The sequence below is a fragment of the Collimonas humicola genome (genome assembly GCF_018304945.1).
Classification (GTDB): domain Bacteria; phylum Pseudomonadota; class Gammaproteobacteria; order Burkholderiales; family Burkholderiaceae_D; genus Collimonas; species Collimonas humicola.
Window position 1 is genome coordinate 50619 of the sequence record NZ_JAGQEE010000004.1, and the last position, 26499, is coordinate 77117.

At 60.9% G+C, this 26499-nt stretch carries 22 protein-coding genes; 6 read left to right on the forward strand and 16 right to left on the reverse strand.

What is annotated here, in order from left to right; all coding sequences use genetic code 11:
* Window positions 1–34 precede the first annotated feature (34 nt).
* The 7 genes from maiA to dusA all read right to left on the reverse strand — a co-directional run bounded on the left by maiA (window position 35) and on the right by dusA (window position 6427).
* Window positions 35–697 (reverse strand): maleylacetoacetate isomerase, encoded by a 663-nt coding sequence (maiA, locus tag KHU30_RS14255; protein ID WP_211443303.1) that lies wholly within the window; start codon window positions 695–697, stop codon window positions 35–37.
* Between the two features lie 10 nt (window positions 698–707).
* Window positions 708–1403: a fumarylacetoacetate hydrolase family protein gene (locus KHU30_RS14260; RefSeq protein WP_211443304.1), complete on the reverse strand. Its 696-nt coding sequence runs from the start codon at window positions 1401–1403 to the stop codon at window positions 708–710.
* A gap of 48 nt (window positions 1404–1451) precedes the next feature.
* Window positions 1452–2642 carry a pyridoxal phosphate-dependent aminotransferase gene (locus tag KHU30_RS14265; RefSeq protein WP_211443305.1) on the reverse strand — a complete coding sequence of 397 codons (1191 nt, stop codon included), beginning with the start codon at window positions 2640–2642 and terminating at the stop codon, window positions 1452–1454.
* 120 nt (window positions 2643–2762) lie between these two features.
* Entirely contained in the window at window positions 2763–3236 is a 474-nt protein-coding gene (gene nusB / locus KHU30_RS14270) for a transcription antitermination factor NusB (RefSeq protein ID WP_098493760.1), read from the reverse strand.
* A gap of 148 nt (window positions 3237–3384) precedes the next feature.
* The gene (ribH, locus tag KHU30_RS14275; RefSeq protein ID WP_211443306.1) at window positions 3385–3870 is read right to left on the reverse strand and encodes a 6,7-dimethyl-8-ribityllumazine synthase; all 486 of its coding nucleotides are present in this window, start codon (window positions 3868–3870) and stop codon (window positions 3385–3387) included.
* A 156-nt stretch (window positions 3871–4026) separates the two neighbouring features.
* Window positions 4027–5139, reverse strand: coding sequence for a bifunctional 3,4-dihydroxy-2-butanone-4-phosphate synthase/GTP cyclohydrolase II (ribBA, locus tag KHU30_RS14280; protein WP_211443307.1), 1113 nt, complete (start codon window positions 5137–5139; stop codon window positions 4027–4029).
* 241 nt (window positions 5140–5380) lie between these two features.
* Entirely contained in the window at window positions 5381–6427 is a 1047-nt protein-coding gene (dusA, locus tag KHU30_RS14285; protein WP_211443308.1) for a tRNA dihydrouridine(20/20a) synthase DusA, read from the reverse strand.
* 550 nt (window positions 6428–6977) lie between these two features.
* Between dusA and KHU30_RS14290 the strand changes: the two genes are divergently transcribed.
* Genes KHU30_RS14290 through KHU30_RS14310 form a run of 5 tightly spaced genes read left to right on the forward strand, consistent with a single transcriptional unit; the run spans window position 6978 to window position 11456 of the window.
* Window positions 6978–8225 (forward strand): cytochrome-c peroxidase, encoded by a 1248-nt coding sequence (locus KHU30_RS14290; RefSeq protein ID WP_211443309.1) that lies wholly within the window; start codon window positions 6978–6980, stop codon window positions 8223–8225.
* A gap of 22 nt (window positions 8226–8247) precedes the next feature.
* Complete coding sequence (locus KHU30_RS14295) at window positions 8248–9591, forward strand: phosphonate C-P lyase system protein PhnG (protein WP_211443310.1); 1344 nt, start codon at window positions 8248–8250, stop codon at window positions 9589–9591.
* 9 nt (window positions 9592–9600) lie between these two features.
* A complete protein-coding gene (locus KHU30_RS14300; protein ID WP_211443311.1) occupies window positions 9601–10140 on the forward strand; it encodes an FMN-binding protein in 540 nt (179 codons plus the stop codon).
* On the forward strand, window positions 10137–10958 hold the full coding sequence (locus KHU30_RS14305) for an FAD:protein FMN transferase (RefSeq protein WP_211443312.1): 822 nt from the start codon (window positions 10137–10139) through the stop codon (window positions 10956–10958). The genes KHU30_RS14300 and KHU30_RS14305 overlap by 4 nt, the downstream gene beginning before the upstream one ends.
* Before the next feature lie 3 nt (window positions 10959–10961).
* On the forward strand, window positions 10962–11456 hold the full coding sequence (locus KHU30_RS14310) for a DUF4405 domain-containing protein (RefSeq protein ID WP_230427394.1): 495 nt from the start codon (window positions 10962–10964) through the stop codon (window positions 11454–11456).
* A gap of 75 nt (window positions 11457–11531) precedes the next feature.
* Here KHU30_RS14310 and KHU30_RS14315 read toward each other — a convergent pair whose 3' ends face one another.
* The gene (locus tag KHU30_RS14315; protein WP_329956684.1) at window positions 11532–12584 is read right to left on the reverse strand and encodes a M35 family metallo-endopeptidase; all 1053 of its coding nucleotides are present in this window, start codon (window positions 12582–12584) and stop codon (window positions 11532–11534) included.
* 322 nt (window positions 12585–12906) lie between these two features.
* On the opposite strand from KHU30_RS14315, the gene KHU30_RS14320 reads away from it, so the two are divergent.
* Window positions 12907–14250 (forward strand): aspartate aminotransferase family protein, encoded by a 1344-nt coding sequence (locus tag KHU30_RS14320; RefSeq protein WP_211443586.1) that lies wholly within the window; start codon window positions 12907–12909, stop codon window positions 14248–14250.
* Window positions 14251–14370: 120 nt separating this feature from the next.
* On the opposite strand, the gene typA is transcribed toward KHU30_RS14320, so the two are convergent.
* The 8 genes from typA to scpB form a co-directional block, all read right to left on the reverse strand.
* Window positions 14371–16206 (reverse strand): translational GTPase TypA, encoded by a 1836-nt coding sequence (gene typA, locus KHU30_RS14325; RefSeq protein ID WP_211443314.1) that lies wholly within the window; start codon window positions 16204–16206, stop codon window positions 14371–14373.
* A gap of 258 nt (window positions 16207–16464) precedes the next feature.
* Window positions 16465–17418 (reverse strand): tRNA pseudouridine(55) synthase TruB, encoded by a 954-nt coding sequence (gene truB / locus KHU30_RS14330; protein ID WP_211443315.1) that lies wholly within the window; start codon window positions 17416–17418, stop codon window positions 16465–16467.
* Window positions 17419–17517: 99 nt separating this feature from the next.
* Window positions 17518–17907: a 30S ribosome-binding factor RbfA gene (gene rbfA, locus KHU30_RS14335; RefSeq protein WP_211443316.1), complete on the reverse strand. Its 390-nt coding sequence runs from the start codon at window positions 17905–17907 to the stop codon at window positions 17518–17520.
* Window positions 17908–18060: 153 nt separating this feature from the next.
* Complete coding sequence (infB, locus tag KHU30_RS14340) at window positions 18061–20907, reverse strand: translation initiation factor IF-2 (RefSeq protein ID WP_211443317.1); 2847 nt, start codon at window positions 20905–20907, stop codon at window positions 18061–18063.
* A gap of 58 nt (window positions 20908–20965) precedes the next feature.
* Window positions 20966–22525, reverse strand: coding sequence for a transcription termination factor NusA (gene nusA / locus KHU30_RS14345; protein ID WP_211443318.1), 1560 nt, complete (start codon window positions 22523–22525; stop codon window positions 20966–20968).
* Window positions 22522–23007, reverse strand: coding sequence for a ribosome maturation factor RimP (gene rimP, locus KHU30_RS14350; protein ID WP_211443319.1), 486 nt, complete (start codon window positions 23005–23007; stop codon window positions 22522–22524). Before rimP ends, nusA begins: the two co-directional genes overlap by 4 nt.
* A 407-nt stretch (window positions 23008–23414) precedes the next feature.
* Window positions 23415–25436, reverse strand: coding sequence for a 23S rRNA pseudouridine(2605) synthase RluB (gene rluB, locus KHU30_RS14355; protein ID WP_211443320.1), 2022 nt, complete (start codon window positions 25434–25436; stop codon window positions 23415–23417).
* On the reverse strand, window positions 25423–26400 hold the full coding sequence (scpB, locus tag KHU30_RS14360; protein WP_211443321.1) for an SMC-Scp complex subunit ScpB: 978 nt from the start codon (window positions 26398–26400) through the stop codon (window positions 25423–25425). The genes rluB and scpB overlap by 14 nt, the downstream gene beginning before the upstream one ends.
* Window positions 26401–26499 lie beyond the last annotated feature (99 nt).

Genomic DNA, 26499 nt, shown 5'->3' on the forward strand with positions numbered 1-26499 from the left:
GAATCCTGGCTTTTTTCATGGCGTGGCCCGGTCCTCAGGCTTCGGCGTCCGGCTGGTTTTGCGGCGCCGCCCGGACGAAGGCATCCAGCTCCTGGCAATTCTGGTAAATCCGCATCAATGTCGGCATCGCCTCCAGATTGCATTTGAGGCGCTGCGCATTGAATATCTGCGGCACCAGGCAGCAGTCGGCGAAAGTCGGCGTATCGCCGTAACAGAACTTGCCGGCCCGGCCATCGCGCGCCAGCGTGGTTTCCAGTGCCGCCAGCCCGCTCTCGCACCAGTGGCGGTACCAGGCGTTCTTGGCATTCTCATCGACCTTCAGCTCGTGCACCAGGTAACGCAGCACGCGCAGATTGTTGATGGGATGGATGTCGCAGGCGATAGCGAGCGCGATGCTGCGCACAAAAGCACGGTCCAGCGCCGCCGCCGGCAACAAGGCCGGCGCCGGCTGGACTTCTTCCAGGTACTCCAGGATCGCCAGCGATTGCGTCAGCACAGCCTGGCCGCCCGCGGCCTCTTCCTCGACCAGGGTCGGCACCAGGCCGTCGCTGTTCAGGGTGCGGTACATCTGGCTCAGCTGCTCGCCGCCGTGCTTGAGCAGATGCACCGGCACGATGTCGTAAGACAGGCCCTTCAGGTTCAGGGCAATCCGCACGCGATAAGCGGCGGAACTGCGGAAATAACTATACAGTTTCATTGATATGTACCTAGACCAGGCGCACGCGCAACTCGCCGACGCCTGCTACCGATCCTTCCAGCAGATCGCCCTTGATTACCGCCGCCACCCCTGCCGGCGTGCCGGTAAAAATCAGGTCGCCGGCCTGCAGTTCAAAGTAGTCGGACAACTGCTCGATGGTTTCAGCGATGTTCCAGATCATCTGGCTGATATCGCCTTGCTGGCGCAAAACGCCGTTCACGTTCAGGCGGATATCGCCCTGTCCGATCAGGCCGCTGGCGCCGGCAGGCTGGATCGCGGAAATCGGCGCCGAATAGTCGAAGCCCTTGCCGGTGCTCCACGGCCGCCCCAGTTTCTTGGCTTCGCCTTGCAGATCGCGGCGCGTCATGTCGAGTCCGACCGCATAACCCCATATGTGCTTGACGGCCTCCACCGCCGGGATGTTCTTGCCGCCGGTGGACAGCGCCACCACCAGTTCGATTTCGTGATGCAGGTCTTGCGTCATCGGCGGATACGGCATTTCGCCGATGCTGCCCTGTGCTACCGGCAATACCGCATCGGCCGGCTTCATGAAGAAAAACGGCGCTTCACGGCCGCTGCTGCCCATCTCCTTGGCATGCTCGGCATAGTTGCGGCCAACGCAGTAGATTCTGTGCACAGGGAACAATTGATCGCTACCGGCTACGGGTACCGCAGCTGCCGGTTTGGGCGGAAAAACGAAGTGCATGAGGGCTCCTTTTTCAATACTGCCGAGATGCCGGCAGCGGACAATGTCTCAATTCCGTAGTTGATTCTGGCTGATGTACTGGCCCAGCCGGCGCACCGCTTCCTGCAGGTTTTCCATCGAAGTTGCATAGGACAGGCGGATATAGCGTTGCGCGGTGTGCGCGCCAAAATCCAGGCCCGACACCATGCTGACGCCAACCTGGTTCAGGATATCCTTGACCAGCCGGTCGGCGTCGCCGCCGTCCTTGAGCAGCGCGCTGCAATCGGCATACACGTAGAAGGCGCCGTCCGGCACCACCGGCACTTTGAAGCCCAGTTCGACCAGGGCCGGCACCAGGTAGTCGCGGCGGCGCTTGAATTCATCCTTGCGTGCTTCATACAGGTCCAGCGAGCCCTTCTCAAAGCAGGCCAGCGCCGCATGCTGCGCAATCGAGGAGGGGCAGATGAACAGGTTCTGCGCCAGCTTTTCGATCGGCGCCACCAGTTGCGGCGGCAGCACCAGCCAGCCGAGACGCCAGCCGGTCATGTTGAAATATTTGGAGAAACTGTTGATGACGATGATGTCGTCGCCCAGCGACAGCGCGGAGAACGGCGCTTCGTCGTAGCTCAGACCCTGATAGATTTCGTCGACGATGGAGAAACCGCCCTTGGCGCGCACGGTGGCGATGATCTTGCCCAGTTCGCCGTGCAGGATCGAGGTGCCGGTCGGATTCGAGGGCGAAGCCAGCAGCACGCCGCGCGTGGCCTCGCCCCAGTGCTCGCGCACCATCTGGTCGGAGAGCTGGAAGCGTTCGGCAGGACCGCTGGGTATCATCTTCGCGCGGCCGTCGAAGGCGGCGACGAAGTGGCGGTTGCAGGGATAGGATGGATCAGGCATCAGCACTTCGCTGCCCTTCTCCACCAGAGCCGCGCAAGCCAGCAGCAGCGCGGCCGAGGCGCCGGCGGTGACGACGATGCGCGCGGCGGCGATATCCAGGCCATAGACTTGCCGATAGTAGCCGGAAATCGCCTCGCGCAGCGCCGGCAAGCCGGTGGCCGAGGTGTATTGCATCTTGCCGTCGGCCATGGCCTTGGCCGCGGCCTCGATCACCAGCGGCGCGGCAGTGAAATCCGGTTCGCCGATGCCCATGTGGATGATATGGCGGCCCTGCTGTTCCAGCGCTGCCGCCATTTTTGCCAGTTCCATCACATGGAATGGTGCGATGTTATCGAGGCGTGAAGCCAGATGCGAGAATGTCATGAACAGATTTTCCGGTTGGCGAACCGCGCCCCGTTACCGTCGGCTGGTCCCGCCTGAAACATCAAGGACCTGCATCTGGCGTCATGCATGACGCAAAGCGGCCCCGCCTACAAAGACAGCTCAGGATTTCTTGCCGGCGCTGATTTCGTCCACGCGCGCTTTGGCGGCGAATTTATCCAGCACGCCGTTCACATACTTGTGGCCGTCGATGCCGCCGAAGGACTTGGTCAGTTCGACTGCTTCGTTGATGACGACGCGGTAAGGAATCTCGACGTGGTTCTGCAACTCGAAAGCGCCGATCAGCAAGGCGGCATGCTCCACCGGCGACAGTTCGGTGATCTTGCGGTCGATCAGCGGCGCCAGGCCGGCGCGCAGGGTAACGACATCCTTGATCGCGCCGTACAGCAGCGAATTGAAATGCTCGGCATCGGCCTTGTCGAAGCCGTGCGCCTGGCGGATATGCTCGCTGATGGCAGTCACGTCTTCGTTGTTCAACAGCCATTGATACAGGCCCTGCAACGCGAATTCGCGCGCGCGGTGACGCGGCGTGCGGCTCTTGCTCGGATTGGCGTGCAAAGTTTTAGTGGTGGTCATAATTTTTCCAGCTTGGGTTGCTACTTGTTTATCTGCATTCCATCTCTCGCCGGCGGCCGGCTTGGCCGCGAGCTTGCAGATCATCTGAACGTACTTGAAATCACATCGCGGGCAGGCGCGTCAACGCCGCCACACCCGCGCGGCCATCTTATTCTTCGCCGGTGGCTTCAGCCAGTTCTTCCAGCGCGATCGACAGATTGGCCATTTCCACCGCGACCCGGGCGGCGTCGGTGCCCTTCTCTTCCATCCGCGCTTCCGCCTGCTCGTCATTCTCTGTAGTCAGCACGGCGTTGGCGATCGGGATGCCGGCATCGAGGCCGACGCGCGTGATGCCGGCGCCGGATTCGTTGGACACCAGCTCGAAATGGTAAGTCTCGCCGCGAATCACGGCGCCGATGGCGATCAGCGCGTCGAACTGCATGGTTTCGGCCATCTTCTGCAGCGCCAGCGGAATTTCCAGGGCGCCCGGCACGGTAACGTGCAAGACATCCTCATCCGCCACGCCCAGATGCTTCAGTTCCGCCAGGCAGGCCGCCAGCAGGCCGTGGCAGACATCCTCGTTGAAGCGCGCTTGCACGATGCCGATGCGCAGATCTGCACCGTCCAGGTTGGTTTCGTAAACTCCGACTGTCATGGCTTTCCTCTTATGCGCACCAGGCGCTTTTTTCATTCAAATTGATTACAAAAATGCCTTGCTACACATTGCTGCCGCCGGTTGCTCCCGGGTGCTGCCATTTGCTGCTGTTGCGAGGGCACTGCTAAAAACTGCTAATGCTTGCCGCCTGCCCGATCAGGCATTCGGCTTGTTTTGATAGCCGGTGATTTCCAGGTCATAGCCGGTCATCGACGGCATCTTGCGCGGACTGGCCAGCAATTTCATCTTGCCGACGCCAAGGTCTTTCAGGATCTGGGCGCCGATGCCGTAGGTGCGCAGATCGACCCGCGGCGGTGGCGGCTTGACGCCGCTGCAGGCAGCTTCCAGCGCGGCAAACTTGGCGAAGATCTGGTCGGCCGATTCTTCGCAGTTGAGCAGCACCACCACGCCGCACGGCGAAGCCGCGATCGCCGCCAGGGCCGAGGCCATGTTCCAGGAATGATTGGTGGCCTCGGTTTCCAGCAAGTCGAGGATGGAGACCGGCTGGTGCACCCGCACCAGCGTTTCCACGTCCGGCGACGGCGTGCCGTGCAGCAGCGCCAGATGGGCGCCGCCGCTAGGCGTGTCGCGGTAGGCGATGGTCTTGAAGGTGCCTTGCGCAGTATGCGTGGTGCGCTCGGCCAGCCGTTCGACGATGCTTTCGTGCTGGCCGCGGTAGTGGATCAGGTCGGCGATGGTGCCGACCTTCAAGCCGTGTTCCTTGGAAAACTCCAGCAAGTCAGGCAAACGCGCCATGCTGCCGTCTTCCTTCAGGATTTCGCAAATCACCGCGGCCGGCGTCAGGCCCGCCATCTCGGTCAGGTCGCAACCGGCTTCGGTGTGGCCGGCGCGCATCAGCACCCCGCCCTTGCGCGCCTTGATCGGGAAGATATGGCCCGGCTGCACGATATCGCCAGCCTTGGCGTCGGCCGCCACGGCAACCTGGATGGTGCGCGCGCGGTCGGCGGCGGAGATGCCGGTAGTGACGCCTTCGGCGGCTTCGATCGATACCGTGAAATTGGTGCCGTAGGCGGTGCCGTTACGGCTGGTCATCATGCTCAGGTTGAGCTGGTCGCAACGCTCTTCGGTCAGGGTCAGGCAGACCAGGCCGCGCGCATGGCGCACCATGAAGTTGATCGCATCCGGCGTGACGAAATCGGCGGCCAGCACCAGGTCGCCCTCGTTTTCACGATCTTCTTCATCCACCAGAATCACCATGCGGCCGGCACGGAGTTCAGCAATGATTTCCTCTGTAGTTGCAATTGACATGTTTCGCCTTGAAGACAGCCGCACGGAAGCCTTGTGAGCAGTGCGCGGGCCATGAATTATGTTTAGGTTAATACTTTAAGTAGAATTGCGGCAGCGGCAGCGGCAGCGCCGCCGCCCTTGGCTATCCAAGCGTAAGCCAGAGGTAGCTATTTTAAAGGATTTAGCAGACTGAAAATGTTTTACGGACACTACTTTCGGCAGTTTCACGCTAAAACCCCGTGCAGCTGCCAGACAGGCCTGCTCAGGCCGCCATTGGTTGCATGTTTGCCAATGCCTCCGCCAGCAGCATAGGATCACCCAGGGCCAGCCGTTTCGAATCCGACAGCGCCTGCCGGAACGACTTGGCGCCAGGCATGCCCGCCATCAGCCCCAGCATGTGGCGGGTGATGCTGTTCAGGCGCAAGCCGTGGCCGTCGCGCCCGTGCAAGGCCAGCTGGCTGCGGATATACGGCAGCATCGCCTCGATCACCTCGGCGCGCGTCTTCGGCTGCGCGTCGGCCGCACCGTAGTAGCGGGCGTCGAAATCCGCCATCAGGTAGGGATTGTGATAAGCCTCGCGCCCCAGCATCACGCCATCGACATGCTGCAGGTGGAAATCGATCTCGGCGGTGGTCTTGATGGCGCCGTTGATGATGATTTCCAGCTCAGGGAAATCCTGCGCCAGCCGGTAGGCGTATTCATATTTCAAAGGCGGGATTTCACGGTTCTCCTTGGGGCTGAGCCCCTTCAGGATCGCGTTGCGCGCATGCACGATGAACGTCTGGCAACCGGCTTGCGCTACGGTGCCGACGAAATCGCGCACGAATTCATAGGATTCGGTCTGGTCGATGCCGATCCGGTGCTTGACGGTGACGTCGATAGCAACCGCGTCGCGCATGGCCTTGACGCAATCGGCCACCAGCGTCGATTCCGCCATCAGACAGGCGCCAAAAGCCCCCTTTTGCACGCGCTCCGAAGGACAGCCGCAATTCAGGTTGATCTCGTCGTAGCCCCACTGCTCGCCCAGCTTGGCGCTTTTTGCCAGGTCGGCCGGCTCGCTGCCGCCCAGCTGCAGTGCGACCGGATGCTCGACCTGGTCGAAATCCAGGTGCCGCGGGACGTCGCCGTGCAACAGCGCGCCGGTGGTCACCATTTCGGTGTACAGCCAGGTGTGGCGGGTGATTTGACGGTGGAATACGCGGCAATGGCGGTCAGTCCAGTCCATCATCGGGGCGACAGATATTTTTCTCCCCTTGTAGCTGGCCGACTTCTCAGCATTCACAGGGATTTCAGCGGTGTTTGATAGCATTTCAATTAGCAATAGGCAACGCTGGCAGGCTCAGATTTGCCCTTAAGGGAATTCGGTCACAACACCAGCGTTCGACATCCGAGCGCAAGGCCAATGGGACAAATCCCGTATGAAGCGCTCAGATAAAAGGATGAAGGCATTATAGCCGACATGTCCTTTCCTGGCCCGCTCCCTGCCGCCGGAACCGCCCTTATCCTGTTGATTTGACGAGGAAATTCCACAACTCGTCCGCGTATCAAGCTCAATCCGGTAAACATCGGCCTGCCCGGATCAGCGTCTCGTTCCGCTCCCGCAATTTTCAACTAAGCGTTTCAACAACCCTTATGCCGCCAGCCGGTGAGCTGTTGGAAGAAAAAGACAAATTCCTCGGAAATTGCCGTTCAGAACTGATAGTAATTGCTAATTGCAATCATTCTCAATACCATTCGTATCCTGACATTTCACAATGTTGCGCTTAAAAATATAACAATGAAGCACTCGGGGAGGCGAGGCCGGAATCACATTCCTGCTGGCGTCATGCGTGTTCAATCCAACTAAAAAAACAAATTAGATGTCACAAAACAAATTCGCGGCGCGGATCCGCGTCCGCAGAAAAGTCGGCTTGCCGCTGGCATTTGCAATGGCTTGCCTGCTGGCCGCATGCGGCGGCGGTGGCGGCAGCGACAACGGAAACAACGCCAGCACGCCGATTACACCGGCGCCGGACGGCGGGCTCAGCCAGGTCGCCAGCCTCGGCAAGAAAATATTCAGCGACCAGAGCCTGTCGGCCTCCGGCAAGCAGTCTTGCGCCACTTGCCACAATCCCGACAATGCGCACGCACAGAGCAATGACCTGGCAGTGCAACTGGGCGGCGCCAATCTCGATGTGCCCGGCTTTCGCGCCGTGCCGTCCCTGCGCTACCTGAACCTGACTCCGGCATTCTTCTTTGCCAGCGATGGCACCCCGACCGGCGGTTTCAATCGCGACGGCCGCGTCAACACGCTGGCCGAGCAATCGCAGCGTCCCTTCCTGGCGCCGCATGAAATGGCCAATGGCGGGAAGGCCGATGTGATCGCCAAATTAAAACAGGCGGCGTATGTCGAGGAATTCCGCCAGGTATTCGGCGCGGCCATCCTGGACAGCAGCGACGATGCCTTCAACCGTATCCAGCTGGCCTTGCAGCAATACCAGAAGGAAGATACGGCGTTTCATCCTTACGATTCCAAATACGATCAGTTCCTGGCCGGCAAAGTGCCGCTGGCGGCAGCTGAGTTGCGCGGACTGGCGCTGTTCAATAATCCAACCAAGGGCAACTGCGTCGCCTGCCACCTGAGCGCCAAGGGCAGCGACGGCTCGTCGCCGCTGTTTACCGATTTCACCTTCGACAACCTGGGCGTGCCGCGCAATCCGGCGATTGCCGCCACCGCCGATCCTGCTTACTACGACCTCGGCCTGTGCGGACCGGACCGCACCGACCTGAGCAACCGCAGCGAGCTGTGCGGCAAGTTCAAGGTGCCGACCCTGCGCAATGTCGCCACCCGCAAGGTGTTTTTCCATAACGGCTATTTCAAGACCTTGCGCGAAGCGGTCAGTTTTTACGTCAAGCGCGATACCAATCCGGAGCTGTGGTATCCGGCCGACGCCAGTGGCGCAGTCCAGAAATTCAACGACCTGCCCGAGCAGTACCGCAAGAACGTGAATATCACCGAAGTACCGTATAACCGGCAACCGAACATGCCGCCGGCATTGTCCGACAGCGAAGTCGACGACGTCGTGCAATTTCTCGGCACGCTGACCGACGGCTACAAAGCACAATAAAACTTAAGGGGAAATCCATATCATGAAAAAAAACATCCTGGCGCAAGCCATTGCATTGGCCTTGATGGCAAGCCCGCTGGCGGCGTCCGCCAGCGAAGCGGAATTGCTGAAGCGGCTCGACAAGCTGGCTGCTGAAGTCGAGCAGCTCAAGGCTGAACTGGCCGCCACCAAGAAGAAAACCGACACGGTTGAACAGCGCCAGGACGCGCTGGCAGCTGCACCGGCTGCACCGGCAGCGGTCGCGGTTGCCGCGGCCCCAGCCGCCGCTACGCCGGTCTCGACGGCAGCAGCTTCGCCGGCGGCCATGCTGGGACCGAATACCGTGCTGTCGAGCTACGGCGAGGTCAATTACACCCGCCCGCGTCATGACAGCAGCAACGCCCAGACCGACGTTGCCCGCGCCGTGATCGGCATCACCCATCGTTTCGACGAAAAGACCAAGATGGTGGCTGAATTCGAATGGGAGCACGCCGTCACTTCCGCCAGCGACAAGGGCGAGACTGAGGTCGAGCAGCTGTATGTCGAGCGCGAATTCAACAACGGCTTGCGCGCCAAGGGCGGCTTGTTCCTGATCCCGGCCGGCCTGCTCAACACCAACCACGAACCGACCGCTTATTACGGCGTCTATCGCAACTTTGTCGAAACCGCGATCATTCCATCGACCTGGCGCGAAGCCGGGCTTGGCTTGTCGCAGACGCTGGACAACGGCTTGAGCTGGGACACCGGCCTGACCACCGGCTTCGACCTGAGCAAATGGGACGCCTCCTCGGCCGACGGCCGTACTTCGCCTCTGGGCAGCATCCACCAGGAAGGCCAGATGGCCAAGTCGCACGACCTGAGCGTGTTCGGCGCCTTGAACTGGCGCGGCGTGCCAGGCTTGCTGCTGGGCGGTTCGGTGTTTACCGGCAAAGTCGGACAAAAGACACCGGATTTCGCGGCCCAGGATGCACGCCTGACCTTGTGGGACCTGCATGCCCGCTATACTCCCGGCAAGTGGGATTTGTCGGCGGTCTACGCACGCGGCACCATCAGCAACACCGAAGCCCTGAACCAGACCTTCGCCGGCCAGCCGACGCCGGTGCCGTCTTCGTTCTACGGCTGGTATACGCAAGCCGCCTACCAGCTGTGGAAGAATTCCGACTACGCTCTGACGCCGTTCGTGCGCTATGAACGCTTCAATACCGCCAACGGCTACGCAGCGATGCCGGCCGGCCTGGCAGTCGCCACCGGACCGAACGAAGGCGTGTGGACTACCGGCCTCAACTTCAATGTCGGCGAAGGCGTGGTGCTGAAGGCCGATTACCAGAAATTCAAGGTCGACACCGCGCGCGACCGCTTCAACCTCGGTCTGGGTTATGCTTTCTGATTTTAGATAATGAAACCTAGCCAAATAGCCACGCTGGCGGTCGCCGCCGGCGCCAGCTCCAGCGCCTTCGCCACCCAGTACTTGACGGTGGAGCAGGCGCAGCAAGCCATGTTTCCGGATGCCTCCGGCTTCAAGGACGCCAGCCTGCAGCTGTCGGGCGAGCAGATCAAGCAGGTTGAAAAACTCTCCGGCCTGCCGGTGCGTTCGGTCGGCTGGCGGGTGTTTGCCGCCTACAAGGGCGATGCCCAGCTGGGTTACGTGATCCTGGATGACGTGGTCGGCAAATTTGAACTGATCTCGTATGCCGTGGCGGTCAATCCCGACGCCAGCATCAAGCAGATTGAAATCCTCGCCTACCGCGAAAGCCACGGCTTTGAAATCAAGAGCCCGGCATGGCGCAAGCAGTTCGTCGGCAAGAGCGCCGGCGCCGGCGGCCTCAGCATAGGCGACGGCATCGCCAGCATCAGCGGCGCCACCCTCTCCTGCACCCATGTCACCGACGGCGTACGGCGCATCGCCGCAATCGCCCAGGTGATGCTGAAAAAATGAGACGGCGGGCGCAGCCCTGGCTGGGAACCCTGGTCGAGGTGACGCTGGCTGACAGCCTGGGCGAAGCGGAAGCGGCGCAAGCTTTCAACGCCGCTTTCGCGGCGATCGCCACGGTGCATCGCCTGATGAGCTTTCACGATGCCGCCAGCGACGTGGCCTGCATCAATCGCCTGGCGCCCGGCGACGCTATCGCTGTCGATGCGCATACCGCAACCGTACTGCGGATGGCGCTCTCGATACAGGCGGCAAGCGGCGGCCTGTTCGACATCGCTTGCGCCTCCAGGCTGGTGGCATGGGGGTTTCTGCCGCCAACCAGCCCCGCAGCCGCTCCGCACCACGGCGTCTGCTTGCACATCGACGAGCAAGGCATGGTGCACAAAACGGCGCCGCTGCTGATCGACCTCGGCGGCATCGCCAAGGGTTATGCGGTGGACCTGGCGGTCGAGACCCTGCGCGCGCTGCATATTGCTTCGGCCTGCGTCAATGCCGGCGGCGATTTGCGGGTGCTGGGGAAAATCCCTTATCCGGTCATGATCCGCGATCCGCGCTCGCCCACCCGTAGCGGCGCCCGCATCGACCTGAAAGACGGCGCGCTGGCTACCTCGGGCAGCTATTTTTCGCAAAAGATTGTGGATGGATGCATGCGCTCGGCGCTGGTCGACGCCGGCAGCGGCAATGCGCTGGTCGACAGCCGCAGCGCCACGGTGCAGGCGCCCGACTGCATGACCGCGGATGCCTTGACCAAGCTGGTGCTGCTCAGCGCCGACCCGCTGCATCCTTTATTGCAGCGGTTTGGCGCGACTGCTTTTATAATCTGAGCGATGCGCCAACTAAAACATCCCAAAAACAGCCTGCATCACCCCGGCCTGCGCTCGCACGTCATGCGCTTCCGGCTGGAACGCTGGCATCGCTTCAGCCTGTACGGCATCAGCAGCCTGCTGGTCGCCAGCGGCATCCTGTGGCTGCTGGCCCACTACTTCCTGCGCAGCGCCGGCGAGTTCGGCGAAACCGTCCATCCGCTTGAGCCATGGGCCATGAAACTGCATGGCGCCGCAGCCATGGCGACCCTGTTTTTCGTCGGCAGCCTGCTGAACAGCCATATCCGGCGCGCCCATCACGCGCGCCGCAACCGTTATTCCGGCTGGAGCATGGCGACGCTGCTGGCCTGGCTGACGCTGAGCGGCTATGCCCTGTACTACCTGGCCAGCGAAGCCAGCCGGCCGCTCTGGTCGGCCGGCCACTGGATCCCCGGCCTGCTGCTGCCGCTGCTGCTGGTATTGCATATCTTGCTGGGGCGGCGCGCTGCCCGCCGCTAGCATCCCCGGAACCGGCGGTTCAAGACAAGACCGGCAGCGTCTCGAATCGCCGTGTGTCCTCGCCGTATCTCCTATTTACTGCCGCGCCGGATTATTTTCCGCGAAATACTCATGGTTATCGGCATTGTCCAATGCTGAATCCGGATCGCTGATTGCCAGGCTGTGTGCGCCGCTTTGGCCGTAGACATGGTCGCCGGTGCCGGCCACTACCGTGAAGTGGCTGGTTTCATGCACCAGCGTGCCGGACTTGGAGTCGGTGCCGTTGGCCGGCGCTTGCCAGTAGGCGCCGCACAGGTAGACCGTGTAAGGCTGATCCGGATAGACGTAGGCGTAGGTGCCGGAATCGGAACAGCTGCAATCGAATTTATACGACTGGCCGCCGAGCGCGCTGCTGATATTGCCGTAGTGGCTGGCGGCGGTCGCATAGCGGCCGCTGGTGACGGCGCCGAACCACCAGGTGTAGCGGCTGCCGGTCTTGTTGGCGGCCAGGTAGCTCTTGGCATTGTTGGCGATCGAGACGGCGTCGCTGCGGGCCGTAGTCAGCGCGGTCTTCTGGCTGTTGCTGCAGCTGGCGAAACTGGTCGAGCCGCTGGCGTTGATCGCCCCCAGCAGGTCGCCGGAAGTCTGCTTGGATGAAGGCGCCGGACCGCCGTCGACGGTCAGCGGCAACGCATTGGTTTCCAGCGTAATGCCACCGCCGGCGCCGCCTGTCTTGGCCTGGACCGCATTGCCGGCTTCCCGTACCAGGGTCTCGGCGCTGCGCTTGTACTTGACCACGTACTGGCCGCCGCGATACATCTCGTAGTAGGCGCTGAGGTCGACCTCGACCGCCCGGCTTTCATTCGGTTTCAGCGTGATGTAGTCCTTGTCGGTGGCTGGCTTGCGTTTCACCAGCCGTCCCACATAGCGCACCGGCTGACCACCCAGCGCGACGCTGAACAAGTCGCCGCTGACGCCGTTCAGCGGCGTTTCCCAATTCAGGACATGCAAGGGCGCGGCGCTGGTGTTGCTGATGGTATACAGCACCTTGCCCGTCCCTGCCTCGCCTTTCGCACTCGCTTCCTGGATCGTTACCTGAATATCGGCCTTTGCTGCGTAAACCGAGCCGCTTACAACGATTGCCGCCACGCACGTGACGCCTGCCAACCATCTCTGAAAACTGACCATGGATTACCCCTCTTGAAGAGTTAAATGGACCCCTGCCTCATGAACACGGGTAAATTTATGCTATAGCACAAAGGAGGTGGTTGGCATCCTGGCAAAGTTAACAGGATGGCATGACTACCTGTGTACGCCTGGAAGAGTCGGCGCAGGCATGCCGCTTTCCAGAATGGGCGGCGCCAAGCGGCTCTACCGCAGGCGGCATAAACGGACTACCATCACCAGCAGGGATCCTCCATCGGCGCAATCGCCGGCGCGGGATCCGCCGCCGACCATCAAGGAGACCTCCATGCCCAGCCACCTGAACACCGACCATTTCTGGATGCCGTTCACCGCCAATCGCCAATTCAAGAGCAAGCCGCGCATGCTGGTGTCGGCATCAGGCATGTACTACGCCAGCGACGACGGCCGCCAGATCCTGGATGGCACGGCCGGCTTATGGTGCAGCAATGCCGGCCACTGCCATCCGAAGATCGTCGAGGCGATCCAGAAGCAGGCGGCGACCATGGATTTTGCGCCAGTGTTCCAGATGGGCCACCCTGTGGCTTTCGAAGCCGCCAGCGCACTGGTCGCCATCGCGCCGGAAGGCTTGAACCGGGTGTTCTTCTGCAATGACGGCTCGGAGTCGGTGGATACCGCGCTGAAGATCGCGCTGGCCTATCACCGGGTGCGCGGCGACGGCTTGCGCACGCGCCTGATCGGCCGCGAGCGCGGCTATCACGGCGTCGGCTTCGGCGGCATTGCGGTCGGCGGCATCGCCGGCAACCGCAAGCATTTCGGCCCGACCCTGGCCGGCGTCGACCACCTGCGCCATCCGCTGGATATTGCGCGCAATGCGTTTTCGCGCGGCTTGCCGGAACACGGCGCCGAGATCGCCGACGAGTTTGAACAGCGCCTGCTGGCGCTGCACGATCCAGCCACCGTGGCAGCCCTGATCGTCGAACCCATCCAGGGCTCGACCGGCGTCATCCTGCCGCCCAAGGGCTACCTGCAAAAGCTGCGCGCCATTTGCGACAAGTACAGCATCCTGCTGATTTTCGACGAAGTGATCACCGGCTTCGGCCGCCTCGGCGCACCGTTTGCGGCCGATTATTTCGGCGTGGTGCCGGACATGATCTGCTGCGCCAAAGGCCTCACCAACGCCAGCGTGCCGATGGGCGCGGTGATCGTGCGCCAGGATATCCATGACGCCTTCATGAGCGCCGCCAATGAAAACGCCATCGAATTCTTCCATGGCTATACCTATACCGCCCACCCTCTGGCCGCGGCCGCTGCGGTGGCTACCATGGCTGTCTACAAGAGCGAAAACCTGTTCGACCGCGCAGCTGCGACAGCACCGTACTTCGAGCAGGCGGCGCACAGCCTGAAGGGCCTGCCTTATGTCAAGGACGTGCGCAACCTGGGACTGGTGTGCGGGATCGAGCTGGAGCCTATCGCCGGCAAGCCGGGCGCGCGCGCCTTCGATGTCTTCCTCCAGTGTTTCTGGGAAAAAGGCGTGCTGATCCGCACCACCGGCGACATCATCGCCCTGTCGCCGCCGCTGATCATCGAGCCGGGCCAGATCGATCAGTTATTTGCGGCGATCGGCGAAGTGCTGAAGGCGCAGCATGCGGCGAGCCCGACAGCCGCTTGAGCATCGGCTGAAACCGCCTGGCAGCGGTCAATAAAAAACCCGCCGATACCTGCCCTGAACCAGGACGAGTATCGGCGGGTTTTTAGTGGCCGGACCAGAAGGTCCGGTGCACTGCGTGGCTTACGCGTCGCGCGAAGCCTTTTTACGCTCGTGTTCCTTCAGGTAGCGCTTACGCAGGCGGATGCTCTTCGGCGTGACTTCGACCAGTTCGTCGTCGTCGATGAATTCAACCGCATATTCCAGCGACATTTCGATCGGCGGCACCAGGCGCACCGCTTCGTCGGTGCCGGACGAACGGACGTTGGTCAGCTGCTTGCCCTTGATCGGGTTGACCACCAGATCGTTGTCGCGCGAGTGGATGCCGATGATCATGCCTTCGTAGACCGGGTCATTGTGGCTGACGAACATGCGGCCGCGATCCTGCAGTTTCCAGATCGCGTAGGCAACGGCCGCGCCGTCGTCCTGCGAAATCAGCACGCCATTGCGACGGCCGCCCAGCTCACCCTTGGAGGTGTCGACCGGTGCGTATTCGTCGAACACGTGGCTCATCAGGCCGGTGCCGCGGGTCAGGGTCATGAATTCGCCCTGGAAACCGATCAGGCCGCGTGCCGGAATGCGGTATTCGAGACGGACACGGCCCTTGCCGTCCGGTTCCATGTTTTGCAGGTCGCCGCGGCGACGGCCCAGTTCTTCCATGACGCCGCCCTGGTTCACTTCTTCGACGTCGACAGTCAGGTTTTCGTAGGGCTCATGGCGCACGCCATCGACCATCTTGAACACCACGCGCGGACGCGAAACGGCCAGCTCGTAGCCTTCGCGGCGCATGTTTTCGATCAGGATGGTCAGGTGCAATTCACCGCGGCCCGACACTTCGTAGGTCGAATCGTCGTTTTCAGCCTGCACTACGCGCAAGGCCATGTTGGCCTTCAGTTCGCGGTCCAGGCGGTCCTTGATCTGACGGGTAGTGACGAACTTGCCTTCGCGGCCAGCCAGCGGCGAGTTGTTGACCATGAAGTTCATGGTCAGGGTCGGTTCGTCGACCTTCAGCATCGGCAAGCCTTCCGGCGAATCCGGTGCGCAGATGGTGGAGCCGATGCTGATTTCTTCGATACCGTTGATCAGCACGATGTCGCCGGCCAGCGCTTCGTCGGTCAGCACGCGGTCCAGGCCGCGGAAAGTCAGCACCTGGTTGATGCGGGCCTTGGTCGGCTTGTCTTCCGGGCCGTTCATCCAGACCACGTCTTGCAAGGCTTTGACTTTACCGCGCAGGATACGGCCAACGCCGATCTTGCCGACGTAGGAAGAGTATTCCAGCGAAGTGATCTGCAGTTGCAGCGGGCCGTTAGGATCGTCTTCACGCGCAGGAACGTGCTTCAGGATCGCGTCGAACAGCGGCTCCATGTTGCCGTCGCGGACGGTGTCTTCCAGGCCTGCATAGCCTTTGAAGCCCGATGCGTAGATGATCGGGAAGTCCAGCTGTTCATCGGTTGCGCCGAGCTTGTCGAACAGTTCGAAGGTGGCGTTCACAGCCTTTTGCGGGTCGGCGTTTTCGCGGTCGATCTTGTTGACCACGACGATCGGCTTCAAGCCCAGCGCCAGCGCCTTGCGCGTCACGAAACGCGTTTGCGGCATCGGACCTTCCTGTGCATCGACCAGCAGCAGAACGCTGTCGACCATCGACAGTACGCGCTCGACTTCGCCGCCGAAGTCGGCGTGGCCCGGGGTATCAACGATGTTGATGTGGGTGCCCTTGTATTCGACTGCGCAGTTCTTCGACAGGATGGTAATGCCGCGTTCTTTTTCAATATCGTTCGAATCCATCACGCGTGCATCGACGTGCTGGTTGTCACGGAAAGTGCCGGATTGACGCAGCAATTGGTCAACCAGAGTGGTCTTGCCGTGGTCAACGTGGGCAATGATGGCAATGTTGCGGATAGCGCGAGGTGTGTTTGACATGGTCAGTTTGGAGATTGAAGAACTTAGTAAGTGCGCAGGTTACAGTTACGATTGCGCAGAATATTTATTGCGAGATTATTTATTGCTACAAATGCGGCCAAACATGCTCGCTAAGGCACTGCACGGAAGCACGGCAGATGTAGCGGAATTTGGGAGGCCGCGCATTATAGCATGACGCGCTGCACTACTTTATGAAAAGCCTTGTAATTTCAACGAGTTGCTGCCTTAAACGCAGCATATGCGTTGCTCAAAAGGCATTTATACGAGCTGTGCCGTGGCAATCAGGCGTTCGGGCGCCAGGACGCCGTATTCATGCAGCTGCGCGGTGCCCAGCAGTTGTCTTTCGGACATAGTATCTCCCGACTGCAAATACACACGCACCCGCCCAGCCTGCGCCGGCAGGGCCACGCCCTCTTTCGTCAGCGTCAGGCGCTGGCCTTGCAGAAAGCGCTTGGCCAGCGGTTCGGACAGCAGCACTTCAGGAAACGTCAGCAGCAGGCTGTCGACCGGCGCCAGCAAGGCGCTGCGCTGCTCCGGTTCGGCGTCAGCCAGTTGTTCCAGGGTGACGCAGCCGGCCAAAGTCAAATGGCCTACCTGGACCCGGCGCAGCTCTTGCAGGTGCGCACCGCAGCCCAGCGCGGCGCCGATGTCTTCGCCCAGCACGCGGATGTAGGTGCCCTTGCTGCAAGCGACGCGCAGGCGCAGGAACGGCGCTTCGTAGGTCAGGAATTGCAGTGTGTGAATGCTCACGTCGCGCGCTTCGCGTTCCAGCGTGATGCCGGCGCGGGCGTATTCGTAGAGCGGCTTGCCGTCGCGCTTGAGCGCCGAATACATCGGCGGCACCTGCTTGATGGGGCCCCGGAACTGCGCCAGCACGGCGTCGATCTGCTCCCGGCTGACGTTGACGTCCTTGCGTTCCAGGACCTCGCCCTCGGTATCGCCGGTGGTAGTGCTCACTCCCAAATGGATCAAGGTTTCGTAAGTCTTGTCGGCGTCCAGCAAATCCTGGGCGAACTTGGTGGCTTCGCCAAAGCAGAGCGGCAGCACGCCGGTCGCAAACGGATCGAGCGTGCCGGTATGGCCTGCTTTTTGCGCATTGAGCAAGCCTTTGGCCTTGATCAATGCGTCATTGCTGGAAAAGCCGACCGGCTTGTCCAGCAGCAGGACGCCGTTGAGCGGGACACGGATTCTTTTGGGTGGGCGTGATGCCATGGTAGCAATGCAAAAAGGGGAAAACGGAAACGGCTTGCCGTGGCAAGCCGCATCAAATGCGTGTCAATGACTGCCGATCAAACCTGATCAGGAAACCATTTATTCCTGGCCATCGTCCTTGGAACGGGTCGCGTTCGCCAGGTCGATCAGGCGCGACATCTCGACGCCGCGGGCGGTCGAATTGTCATGGATGAAATGCAAGGCAGGCAAGGTGTGGATAGACAGGCGGCGGCCAAGCTGGTTGCGCAAGAAACCGGCAGCCTGGGTCAGGCCCTTGACGGTATTCGCAATCGCTTCCTTGTCGTCGTTGAGCATCGTGAAAAACACCTTGGCATGGGCGTAATCCGGCGTCACCTGCACTTCAGTGATCGTGATCATGCCGACCCGCGGGTCCTTCAGTTCGAACACGATGATCTCGGACAAGTCCTTCTGGATCTGGTCTGCAACGCGCAGGCCGCGGCCGGGGATGGATTTACTATGTTTAGCCATACTTTTATTCGGCGCTGTTACACGCCATATCTTTCACAAATGAACTACCAACAACTTACCGGCATGACACAACTTGCCGCCAAACGAAAATCGGGCTTTTAGGCCCGATTTTCCTGCCTTACGCACCGGAACTGCATGCGTGTGCTTTGACTATTACAGGGTACGCGCGATTTCTTCGACTTCAAAGATTTCGAGGTGATCGCCTTCCTTGATGTCGTTGAAGTTCTTCAGGGTCAGACCGCATTCGAAGCCGGAACGGACTTCCTTGACGTCATCCTTGAAGCGTTTCAGCGAATCCAGCTCGCCCGTCCACAAGACTACGTTGTCGCGCAGCAGGCGGACCGAAGCCCCGCGCTTGACCAGGCCTTCGAGCACGTAGCAACCGGCGATCGCGCCGACTTTGCTGACCAGCAGGACCTGGCGAATCTCGACCAGACCCAGGTTCTGTTCGCGCTTCTCCGGCGACAGCATGCCGGACATCGCCGCCTTGATCTCATCGACAGCATCGTAAATGATGTTGTAGTAACGGATGTCGACGCCGTTGGCTTCCGCCAGCTTGCGTGCCTGTGCATCGGCGCGGGCGTTGAAGCCGATGATGACGGCCTTGGAAGCGACTGCCAGGTTGACGTCCGACTCGCTGATGCCGCCGACGCCGGCGTGCACCACCTGAACCCGGACTTCGCTGGTCGACAGCTTCTGCAGCGACTGCACCAAAGCTTCTTGCGAACCTTGCACGTCGGTCTTGATGATCATCGGCAGGTTCTTGACCTCGCCTTCGGCCATCTGGTCGAACATGTTTTCCAGCTTCGCGGCTTGCTGCTTGGCCAGCTTGACGTCACGATACTTGCCTTGACGGAACTGACCGATTTCGCGCGCCTTGCGCTCGTCTGCCATGACCATGACTTCTTCGCCGGCAACCGGCACTTCTGTCAGGCCCTGGATTTCGACCGGGATCGACGGACCAGCTTCGCTGATCGCCTTGCCGTTTTCGTCCAGCATCGCACGGACACGACCGTAAGCCGAACCTGCCAGCACGACGTCGCCGCGCTTCAAGGTGCCGGACTGCACCAGGATCGTCGCCACAGGACCGCGACCCTTGTCGAGACGCGCTTCCACCACCAGGCCGCGGGCCGGGGCAGCAACCGCTGCCTTCAGCTCCAGCACTTCAGCTTGCAGCAGGACTTGTTCCAGCAAGTTGTCGATGCCTTCGCCAGTCTTGGCCGATACCGGCACGAATGGCGATTCGCCGCCGTACTCTTCCGGCACCACTTGTTCCGCGATCAGTTCCTGCTTGACGCGATCCAGGTTGCCGCCCGGTTTGTCGATCTTGTTGATCGCCACCACCAGCGGTACGCCGGCTGCTTTCGCGTGGGCGATCGCTTCCTTGGTTTGCGGCATCACGCCGTCGTCGGCTGCCACCACCAGGATCACGATATCGGTCGCCTTGGCGCCGCGGGCACGCATCGCGGTAAACGCTTCGTGGCCCGGGGTATCGAGGAAGGTGATCATGCCGCGCGGCGTTTCCACGTGATACGCGCCGATGTGCTGGGTAATGCCGCCGGCTTCGCCGGAGGCAACCTTGGCGCGGCGGATGTAATCGAGCAGCGAGGTCTTGCCATGGTCGACGTGACCCATGACGGTGACCACCGGTGCGCGCGGCAGCAGTTCGGCGTCGGCATGTTCTTCGCCGTCGACCAGCAATGCTTCCGGATCGTCCAGTTTCGCAGCGTGCGCGGTGTGGCCCATTTCTTCGACCAGAATCATCGAAGTTTCCTGGTCCAGCACCTGGTTGATGGTGACCATCTGGCCCAGCTTCATCAAATGCTTGATGACTTCCGAAGCCTTGACCGACATCTTGTGCGCCAGTTCAGCGACAGTAATGGTTTCAGGAACATAGATGTCCTTGATGACCGCTTCTGTCGGCGCCTGGAAATTGCTTTCGTGATCGTCGTTATGCGAACCACGGCGGCCCTTAGGACCACCGCGCCAGCCATCGCGCCCGCCGCCGGTATTGCCGCGGGTCTTGATGCCGAGGCCGCGCTTCTTGGCCGCATCGTCCTGCCAGGTCGAAGAGACGTTGGCGGACTTGATCGACTTCTTGTCGACCACGACCTTCTTGTCGTCCTTCTTCTCGCCCGGCTTCTTGTCAGCAGGCTTGTGCAAGGTGCCTTCGGCGGCCTTGGCCGGGGCAGCGACAGGCGCTACCGGCTCAGGCGCCTTGATCACGCGGCGCGGCGCATTCATCATGGCCTTGATCTGCGCCACTTCATCCTGCACAGCCTTGCGGGCGCGTTCGGTCGCAGCGGATTTCTCTGCGGCTTCCTTGGCGGCTTGCGCAACCTTTTGCTTGGCTTCTTCGCTGGCCAGGCGTTTCTTTTCTTCTGCCGCCGGATCTTCCTGCTTGACAGGCGCATCGGCGCTGGCAGCCACCGGGGCCGGTGCTTGCGCAGCGGCTTTCTTGGCTTCCAGTTCAGCTTTCTTGGCGTCGCTTTCCGCTTTTTGCGCAGCCTTGGCTTGCGCTTCCTTCTCGGCTTCCAGCTTGGCCAGGCGTTCTTGTTTTTCCAGCAATTCGGCTTCCTGGCGAGCGATCAATTCTGCCTGACGGCGAGCCTCTTCCACCCGGCGTGCCTGTTCCGCTTCGTCGACGACGGGTGCGGCAGGCGCGACTGGTGCTGCCGCTACTTCGGCAACCGGCTCGTCACGCTTGACGAAAGTACGCTTCTTGCGCACTTCAACCTGGATCGTGCGCGACTTGCCGGTGGCGTCAGCCTGCTTGATCTCGGTGGTTTCCTTGCGGGTCAGCGTGATTTTCTTCTTTTCGCTATCTGGGACGGCGCCGTGCGAACGGCGCAGGTGTTCCAGCAGGCGATCCTTGTCTTCTTTCGACAAGGCGTCGTCAGTCGAATTTTTCTGGACGCCAGCCGATTGCAGTTGTGTCAGCAGCAAGTCCGCTGGCATCTTCAGTTCGGTGGCAAATTGGGCTACATTGTTACTCGCCATTCAGTCCTCTTTTTCTATGTGGCGCGGCAGACGATACGGAACCTCTCGGATCACTCGATCACTTGGCTTCCGCTATATTCCATGCCTTGGCTTGCAGGGCCTTGGCATGATCATCGTACTTGGCATCGATGAGTTTCATCTCATCGTCGGTCACATCTTTAAACTCTTCTTCAATCAAATGACGCGCACGGTCGGCCGACAAAGCCAGGATCGCGCCAAACTCGTCATACGCCAGGGCGGCGAAGGCAGCCAATGTCTTGACTCCCGCCAGGCCCAGCTTGCCGGCGGTAACCCGGTCCATGCCTTCGAAGTTGACCAGCGCATCTTCCATGCCTTCCAGTCCTTCTTCCGAGGCAATCGCTTCGGTCACCAGGGCATCGCGCGCCCGGTTGCGCAGTTCGTTGACGGTGTCTTCGTCGAACGAATCGATCTCCAGCATTTCGGTGATCGGCACGTAGGCGATCTCTTCCAGGCTGGCGAAACCTTCTTCCACCAGGATGTCGGCGACTTCCTGGTCGACGTCCAGCTTTTCCATGAACAGGGTGCGGATCGCCGCGGTTTCCACGGCCGATTTGTCGGCCGATTCTTCCGCTGTCATGATGTTGATCTGCCAGCCGGTCAGTTCTGCCGCCAGGCGCACGTTCTGGCCGCCGCGGCCGATGGCGATGGCCAGGTTCTCTTCATCGACGACCACGTCCATGGCATGCTTCTCTTCGTCAACCATGATCGAAGAAACATTGGCAGGCGCCAGTGCGCCGATGACGAATTGCGCCGGGTCTTCCGACCACAATACGATGTCGACCCGCTCGCCGCCCAGTTCGCCAGTCACGGCCTGCACGCGTGAGCCACGCATGCCGACGCAGGTGCCGATAGGATCGATGCGCTTGTCCGCGGTATACACGGCAATCTTGGCGCGTACGCCAGGGTCGCGCGCCGCCGATTTGATTTCCAGCGAGCCTTGCTCGATTTCCGGGACTTCCAGTTCGAACAGCTTCATGATGAATTCCGGCGCGGTGCGCGACAGGATCACTTGCGGGCCGCGAGCATTGCGGTCGATGCGCAGGATGAAGGCGCGGACGCGGTCGCCGATACGCAGGTTTTCCTTAGGAATCGTCTGGTCGCGCGGCAAGCGTGCTTCGATCTTGCCTGACTCGACGATGGCGTCGCCGCGTTCCATCCGCTTGATGGTGCCGGTAACCAGCGAATCGCCGCGTTCCAGGAAGTCGGCCAGGATCTGTTCGCGCTCAGCGTCGCGGATCCGTTGCAATACGACTTGCTTGGTGTCTTGCGCAAAGCGGCGGCCGAATTCAACCGATTCGATCGGCTCTTCGATATGGTCGTCGACTTCGACGTCGTCAATCTGCTCCTTGGCTTCGAACAGCAGGATTTCCTGGTCCGGCAATTGCAGACCCGCTTCATCCGGCACAACGTGCCAGCGGCGGAAGGATTCGAACTCTCCGGTTTCACGATCGATCGTGACGCGGATATCGACGTCGCCCTCGTAGCGTTTTTTGGTTGCCTGTCCAAGCGCGTGTTCGAGCGCACCGAACACAACATCCCGATCGACGTTTTTTTCATGCGCGAGCGCATCGACCAACAATAAAATTTCGCGACTCATGCTTTGCGACTCCTAAAATCCACTTGCGGCACCAGGTGTGCCTTATCTACGTCAGCGAGCGTAAAATCCAACACCGCCGACCCATCTTTTGTTTCAAATTCGATTTTCAAATTCTCGCCGTCGGGTTCGCCGAGGACGCCTTGAAATGACTTCCGATGTGCTGCGCCCGGCATCGCCACGCGCAATTTCACGACCGCTTCCTTGCCGGCAAAACGCACATAGTCAGCCAGCTTCTTCAGCGGCCTGTCCAGGCCCGGCGACGATACTTCCAGCCGCTCGTACACGACATTTTCCACCGTCAGCACGTGCAACAGCTGATGCGTCACTTTTTCGCAATCTTCTACCGTGATCTGGCCCTGCTCGGCGTTTTCCGGCGTGAAATCGATGTATACGCGCAACAAGCCACGCGCGGCCTTTTCGAATTCGACCAGTTCGTAGCCCATGCCAACCACGGTTGTTTCAATCAGCTCCAGCAACTGCAAGGCAACTCCCTATAAATATAGCTTGCGGCCCGGCGATTGCAGGCCCGAATGAATACGCACAAGCAGCACGCACGACTTAAACGCCGCTAAAAACGAAAAGCAAAAAAAAAATGGGCATCTGCCCATCTTCTTATCGTTTGTCATTTCAAGCAGTTTCGCGAGACCGGCTGCGCATCAAATCGAATTCTTCAACCGATATTCAATTTAATTTCGCTTTAAATCTCGTTAATGACTTCTGTTAACTTGTAAATTATAAACGATTGGGCTATGTACCGCAATGCAGGAAGTTTGCATTTATTGACAATCGGCCGCCAGCAGACAGTAAATTAATCATTAATGCAACACTTCCCGCCACTTCTTTCCACATCGTCCAGGGCGGCAAAAGCCGCCAGGGACAAGAACGCCGGTCAGCCGCGCGGCCGTCGGCGCGGTACGCCTTGCGCGCCATAATGACCGCCGCCAGTTGGTCCGCCGGCCGCCTTGTTAGGACGCGCCGGACGGGCAAAACCACCGCCGCCGCCATTGCGCCGATGCTGCCCGGCATCCGGGAAGCCCAATGCGGTCTGCAACGGATCCGGCTGGCGGCTGCGCGGCTGGCCGCCACCGCCCTGCGGGCGCCCTTGGCCGCCGCCTTGCGGACGACCTTGACCACCACTCTGCGGACGGCCTTGGCCGCCGCCCGGGCCACGGCCCTGGTTGCCACGCGGCTGACCGCCAAAACCCGGGGCGCGATAAACGCCCGGACCTTGCGGCGCGCTATCGGCACGATTGCCGTTAGGCTCGCGATCCTTGTTGAAATCGGGACGGCCCTTGCCGCCGCCGGCATTCTGGCCGGCTGCCGGCTTGTCCAGCCCGTACGCTGCCATCATGTCGCGTACCGCATTCTCATCCAGCTCTTCCCAGCGGCCGCGCTTGAGGCCGCGCGGCAGCGTCATGGCGCCGTAACGGGTACGGATCAGGCGCGACACAGTCAGGCCGATAGCCTCGAACATGCGGCGCACTTCACGGTTACGGCCTTCGCCGATCACCACGCGATACCATTTATTGATGCCTTCGCCGCCACCGTCTGCAATCTTGGTGAATTGCGCCAGGCCGTCTTCCAGCTCGACGCCTGCCAACAGCTTCTGGCGCATGCCTTGCTCCAGTTCGCCCAGGGTGCGCACCGCGTATTCGCGGTCGATGCCGTAGCGCGGGTGCATCAGGCGGTTGCACAGGTCGCCCGAAGTGGTAAACAGCAGCAGGCCTTCAGTATTGAAGTCCAGTCGCCCGACGGCCAGCCATTTGGCTGCCTTCATATTAGGCAAACGGTCGAATACCGATGGACGGCCATCCGGGTCGTTGTGGCTGACGATCTCGCCAGCCGGCTTGTGGTACACCAGCACCCGTGGCGGACGCTTGCTGACCTTGCGTTGCAGCAACTTTCCATTGATGCGGATCTGGTCGGTCGGCAAGATACGCTGGCCGATATGGGCCGGCTCGCTGTTGACCGACACCCGGCCGGCGATAATCAATTCTTCCATGTCGCGCCGCGAACCGAGGCCGACTTCCGCCAGCACCTTGTGCAGCTTAGGCGCATCATCTTCAGCGGTGAGGTCGCGCCGGACCACTTTCTGCGCAGCCTGGCGGCGGTCATTAGCGTCTTCAGCGGTCACCAGCGTGTCGAAGGACTCGGAGGTAACGAAGGAGAAAACTTCATCGGCGTCGGCGCCGCGGCCGCCCGGCTTGCCGTTGCGTTGGCCTGGCTTGCCATTCTGTGCTTGCGGTTTCTTGCCTTTTTGCTGGCGGTCGCGCGAATTGCGGTCAGCGCCGCGTTCGCCGCTACGGCCATTGTTGCGCTCGCCACGCGGCTGGCGCGGCTCGCCCGCATCGCCAGGCTGGGCTACAGCCGGCTGGCCGTCAGCGGCGGCCAGATTGCCGCCTTCAGCTGCGGCTTCAGCGGCAGCCGAAGACTCTTGCGCGCGCTGGGCGGCACGGTTGCTGCGCAAGGCGCGCGGACCGCGCACGCCGCGCTTGACCGGCCGCTCGCGCGACGCGGTTTCCTGATTTGCTGTTGAATCGACGAATGGCGCCGCTTCCGCTACCACCGGCGCTGCCGCGGCAGGCGCTTCGACGCTGACAGCCACTGGCTCGGCAGCCGCCGCCGCTTTCTTGCGTGGCGCGGCTTTCGGCTTGGCCGGGGCTGGCGCCTCAGTTGTATTTACAGCAACAGAAACGATTTCCGATGCAGCACTGCCTTCGTCGGCGGCCGCAGCGACTTTCTTGCGCGGCGCACGCGGTGCACGCTTAACCGGCTCGGCCGCGACGGGCGTCTCTGCAACGGCCGGCGCTTCCGCCGCGGCTTTGCGCGCTCTCGGCTTTTTGGCTGGCTTCGGTTCAGTGGCGGCTGTCACGTCGACGACCGGTGCATCATTGGAACTAGGTGGGTTCATTATTCAGGTGTTGGTTATGCCGACCTGGCGTGGCTTCATCATCCGATGCGGGCGCTTGGTCGTTGGTGTGGGTTTCATTCGATGCAACGGTTGTTTCCTGCGGCTGAGCAATGATTTCCTCAACCGTTTCCGCCGCATTTTCCGTCATGGCTTCCGATTCGCCGATGGCTCCATCGACAACATCTTCCGCCAGTGGTTCTGCAATCTGTCCTGCGTCCGCGGAGCCGTCGGCTGCAATATGCGCTTCCTGCTGATCTTCTTGATCCTGCACATCCTGCGCGGCTAGCCCGGACTCCAGTTGTTCTTCACTTGCTTCCCTGGCCGCGGCGGCGTCCAGCACCGCCCTGGCCTCCAGGCTCGCTTCCAGATCCGCTTCCAATGCCTGCAATTCGAGCAGATTGCCTTCCTGCATGTCATTGCGGGCAACCTGCTGTAGCGGCGGCAGCTGATCCAGCGAGGTCAGGCCGAGATCGTCGAGAAAATGCTTGGTGGTGGCGAACAAGGCCGGCCGTCCTGGCACATCGCGATGGCCGATGGCCTCGATCCAGCCGCGCTCCTCCAGCATTTTTACGGTCTGCGAATTGACTGTGACGCCACGGATTTCCTCGATATCGCCGCGGGTTACCGGTTGACGATAGGCAATAATTGCCAAGGTTTCAAGGGTGGCGCGCGAGTATTTCGGCGGCTTTTCCGGGTTCAGGCGCTCCAGGTAGACTTTCATCTCCGGGCGGCTCTGAAAGCGCCAGCCGGTCGACAGGGCAACTACCTCGATGCCCTTATCCGCCCAGTCGGTACGCAGCTCCTCGAGCATAGACCTGATCGCATCTGCATTGATTTCTCCGTCTTCCTCGCCGCTATCGTCGCCATTGCGCGCATACAGCTTTTTCAAGTCGTTAAGCGACAGCGGCTCGTGAGCACAGAGCAATGCAGTTTCGAGGACTTTCTTGGCCTCAATAGTATTCATGTACGACGTAGTTTATTTAAATTTTATTAAAAAATTCGCAGAGCTTATGTTCAACGGCAGGCGTCGTTAATCCGCCTGATGCCCGGTCGAAGAAAAAGC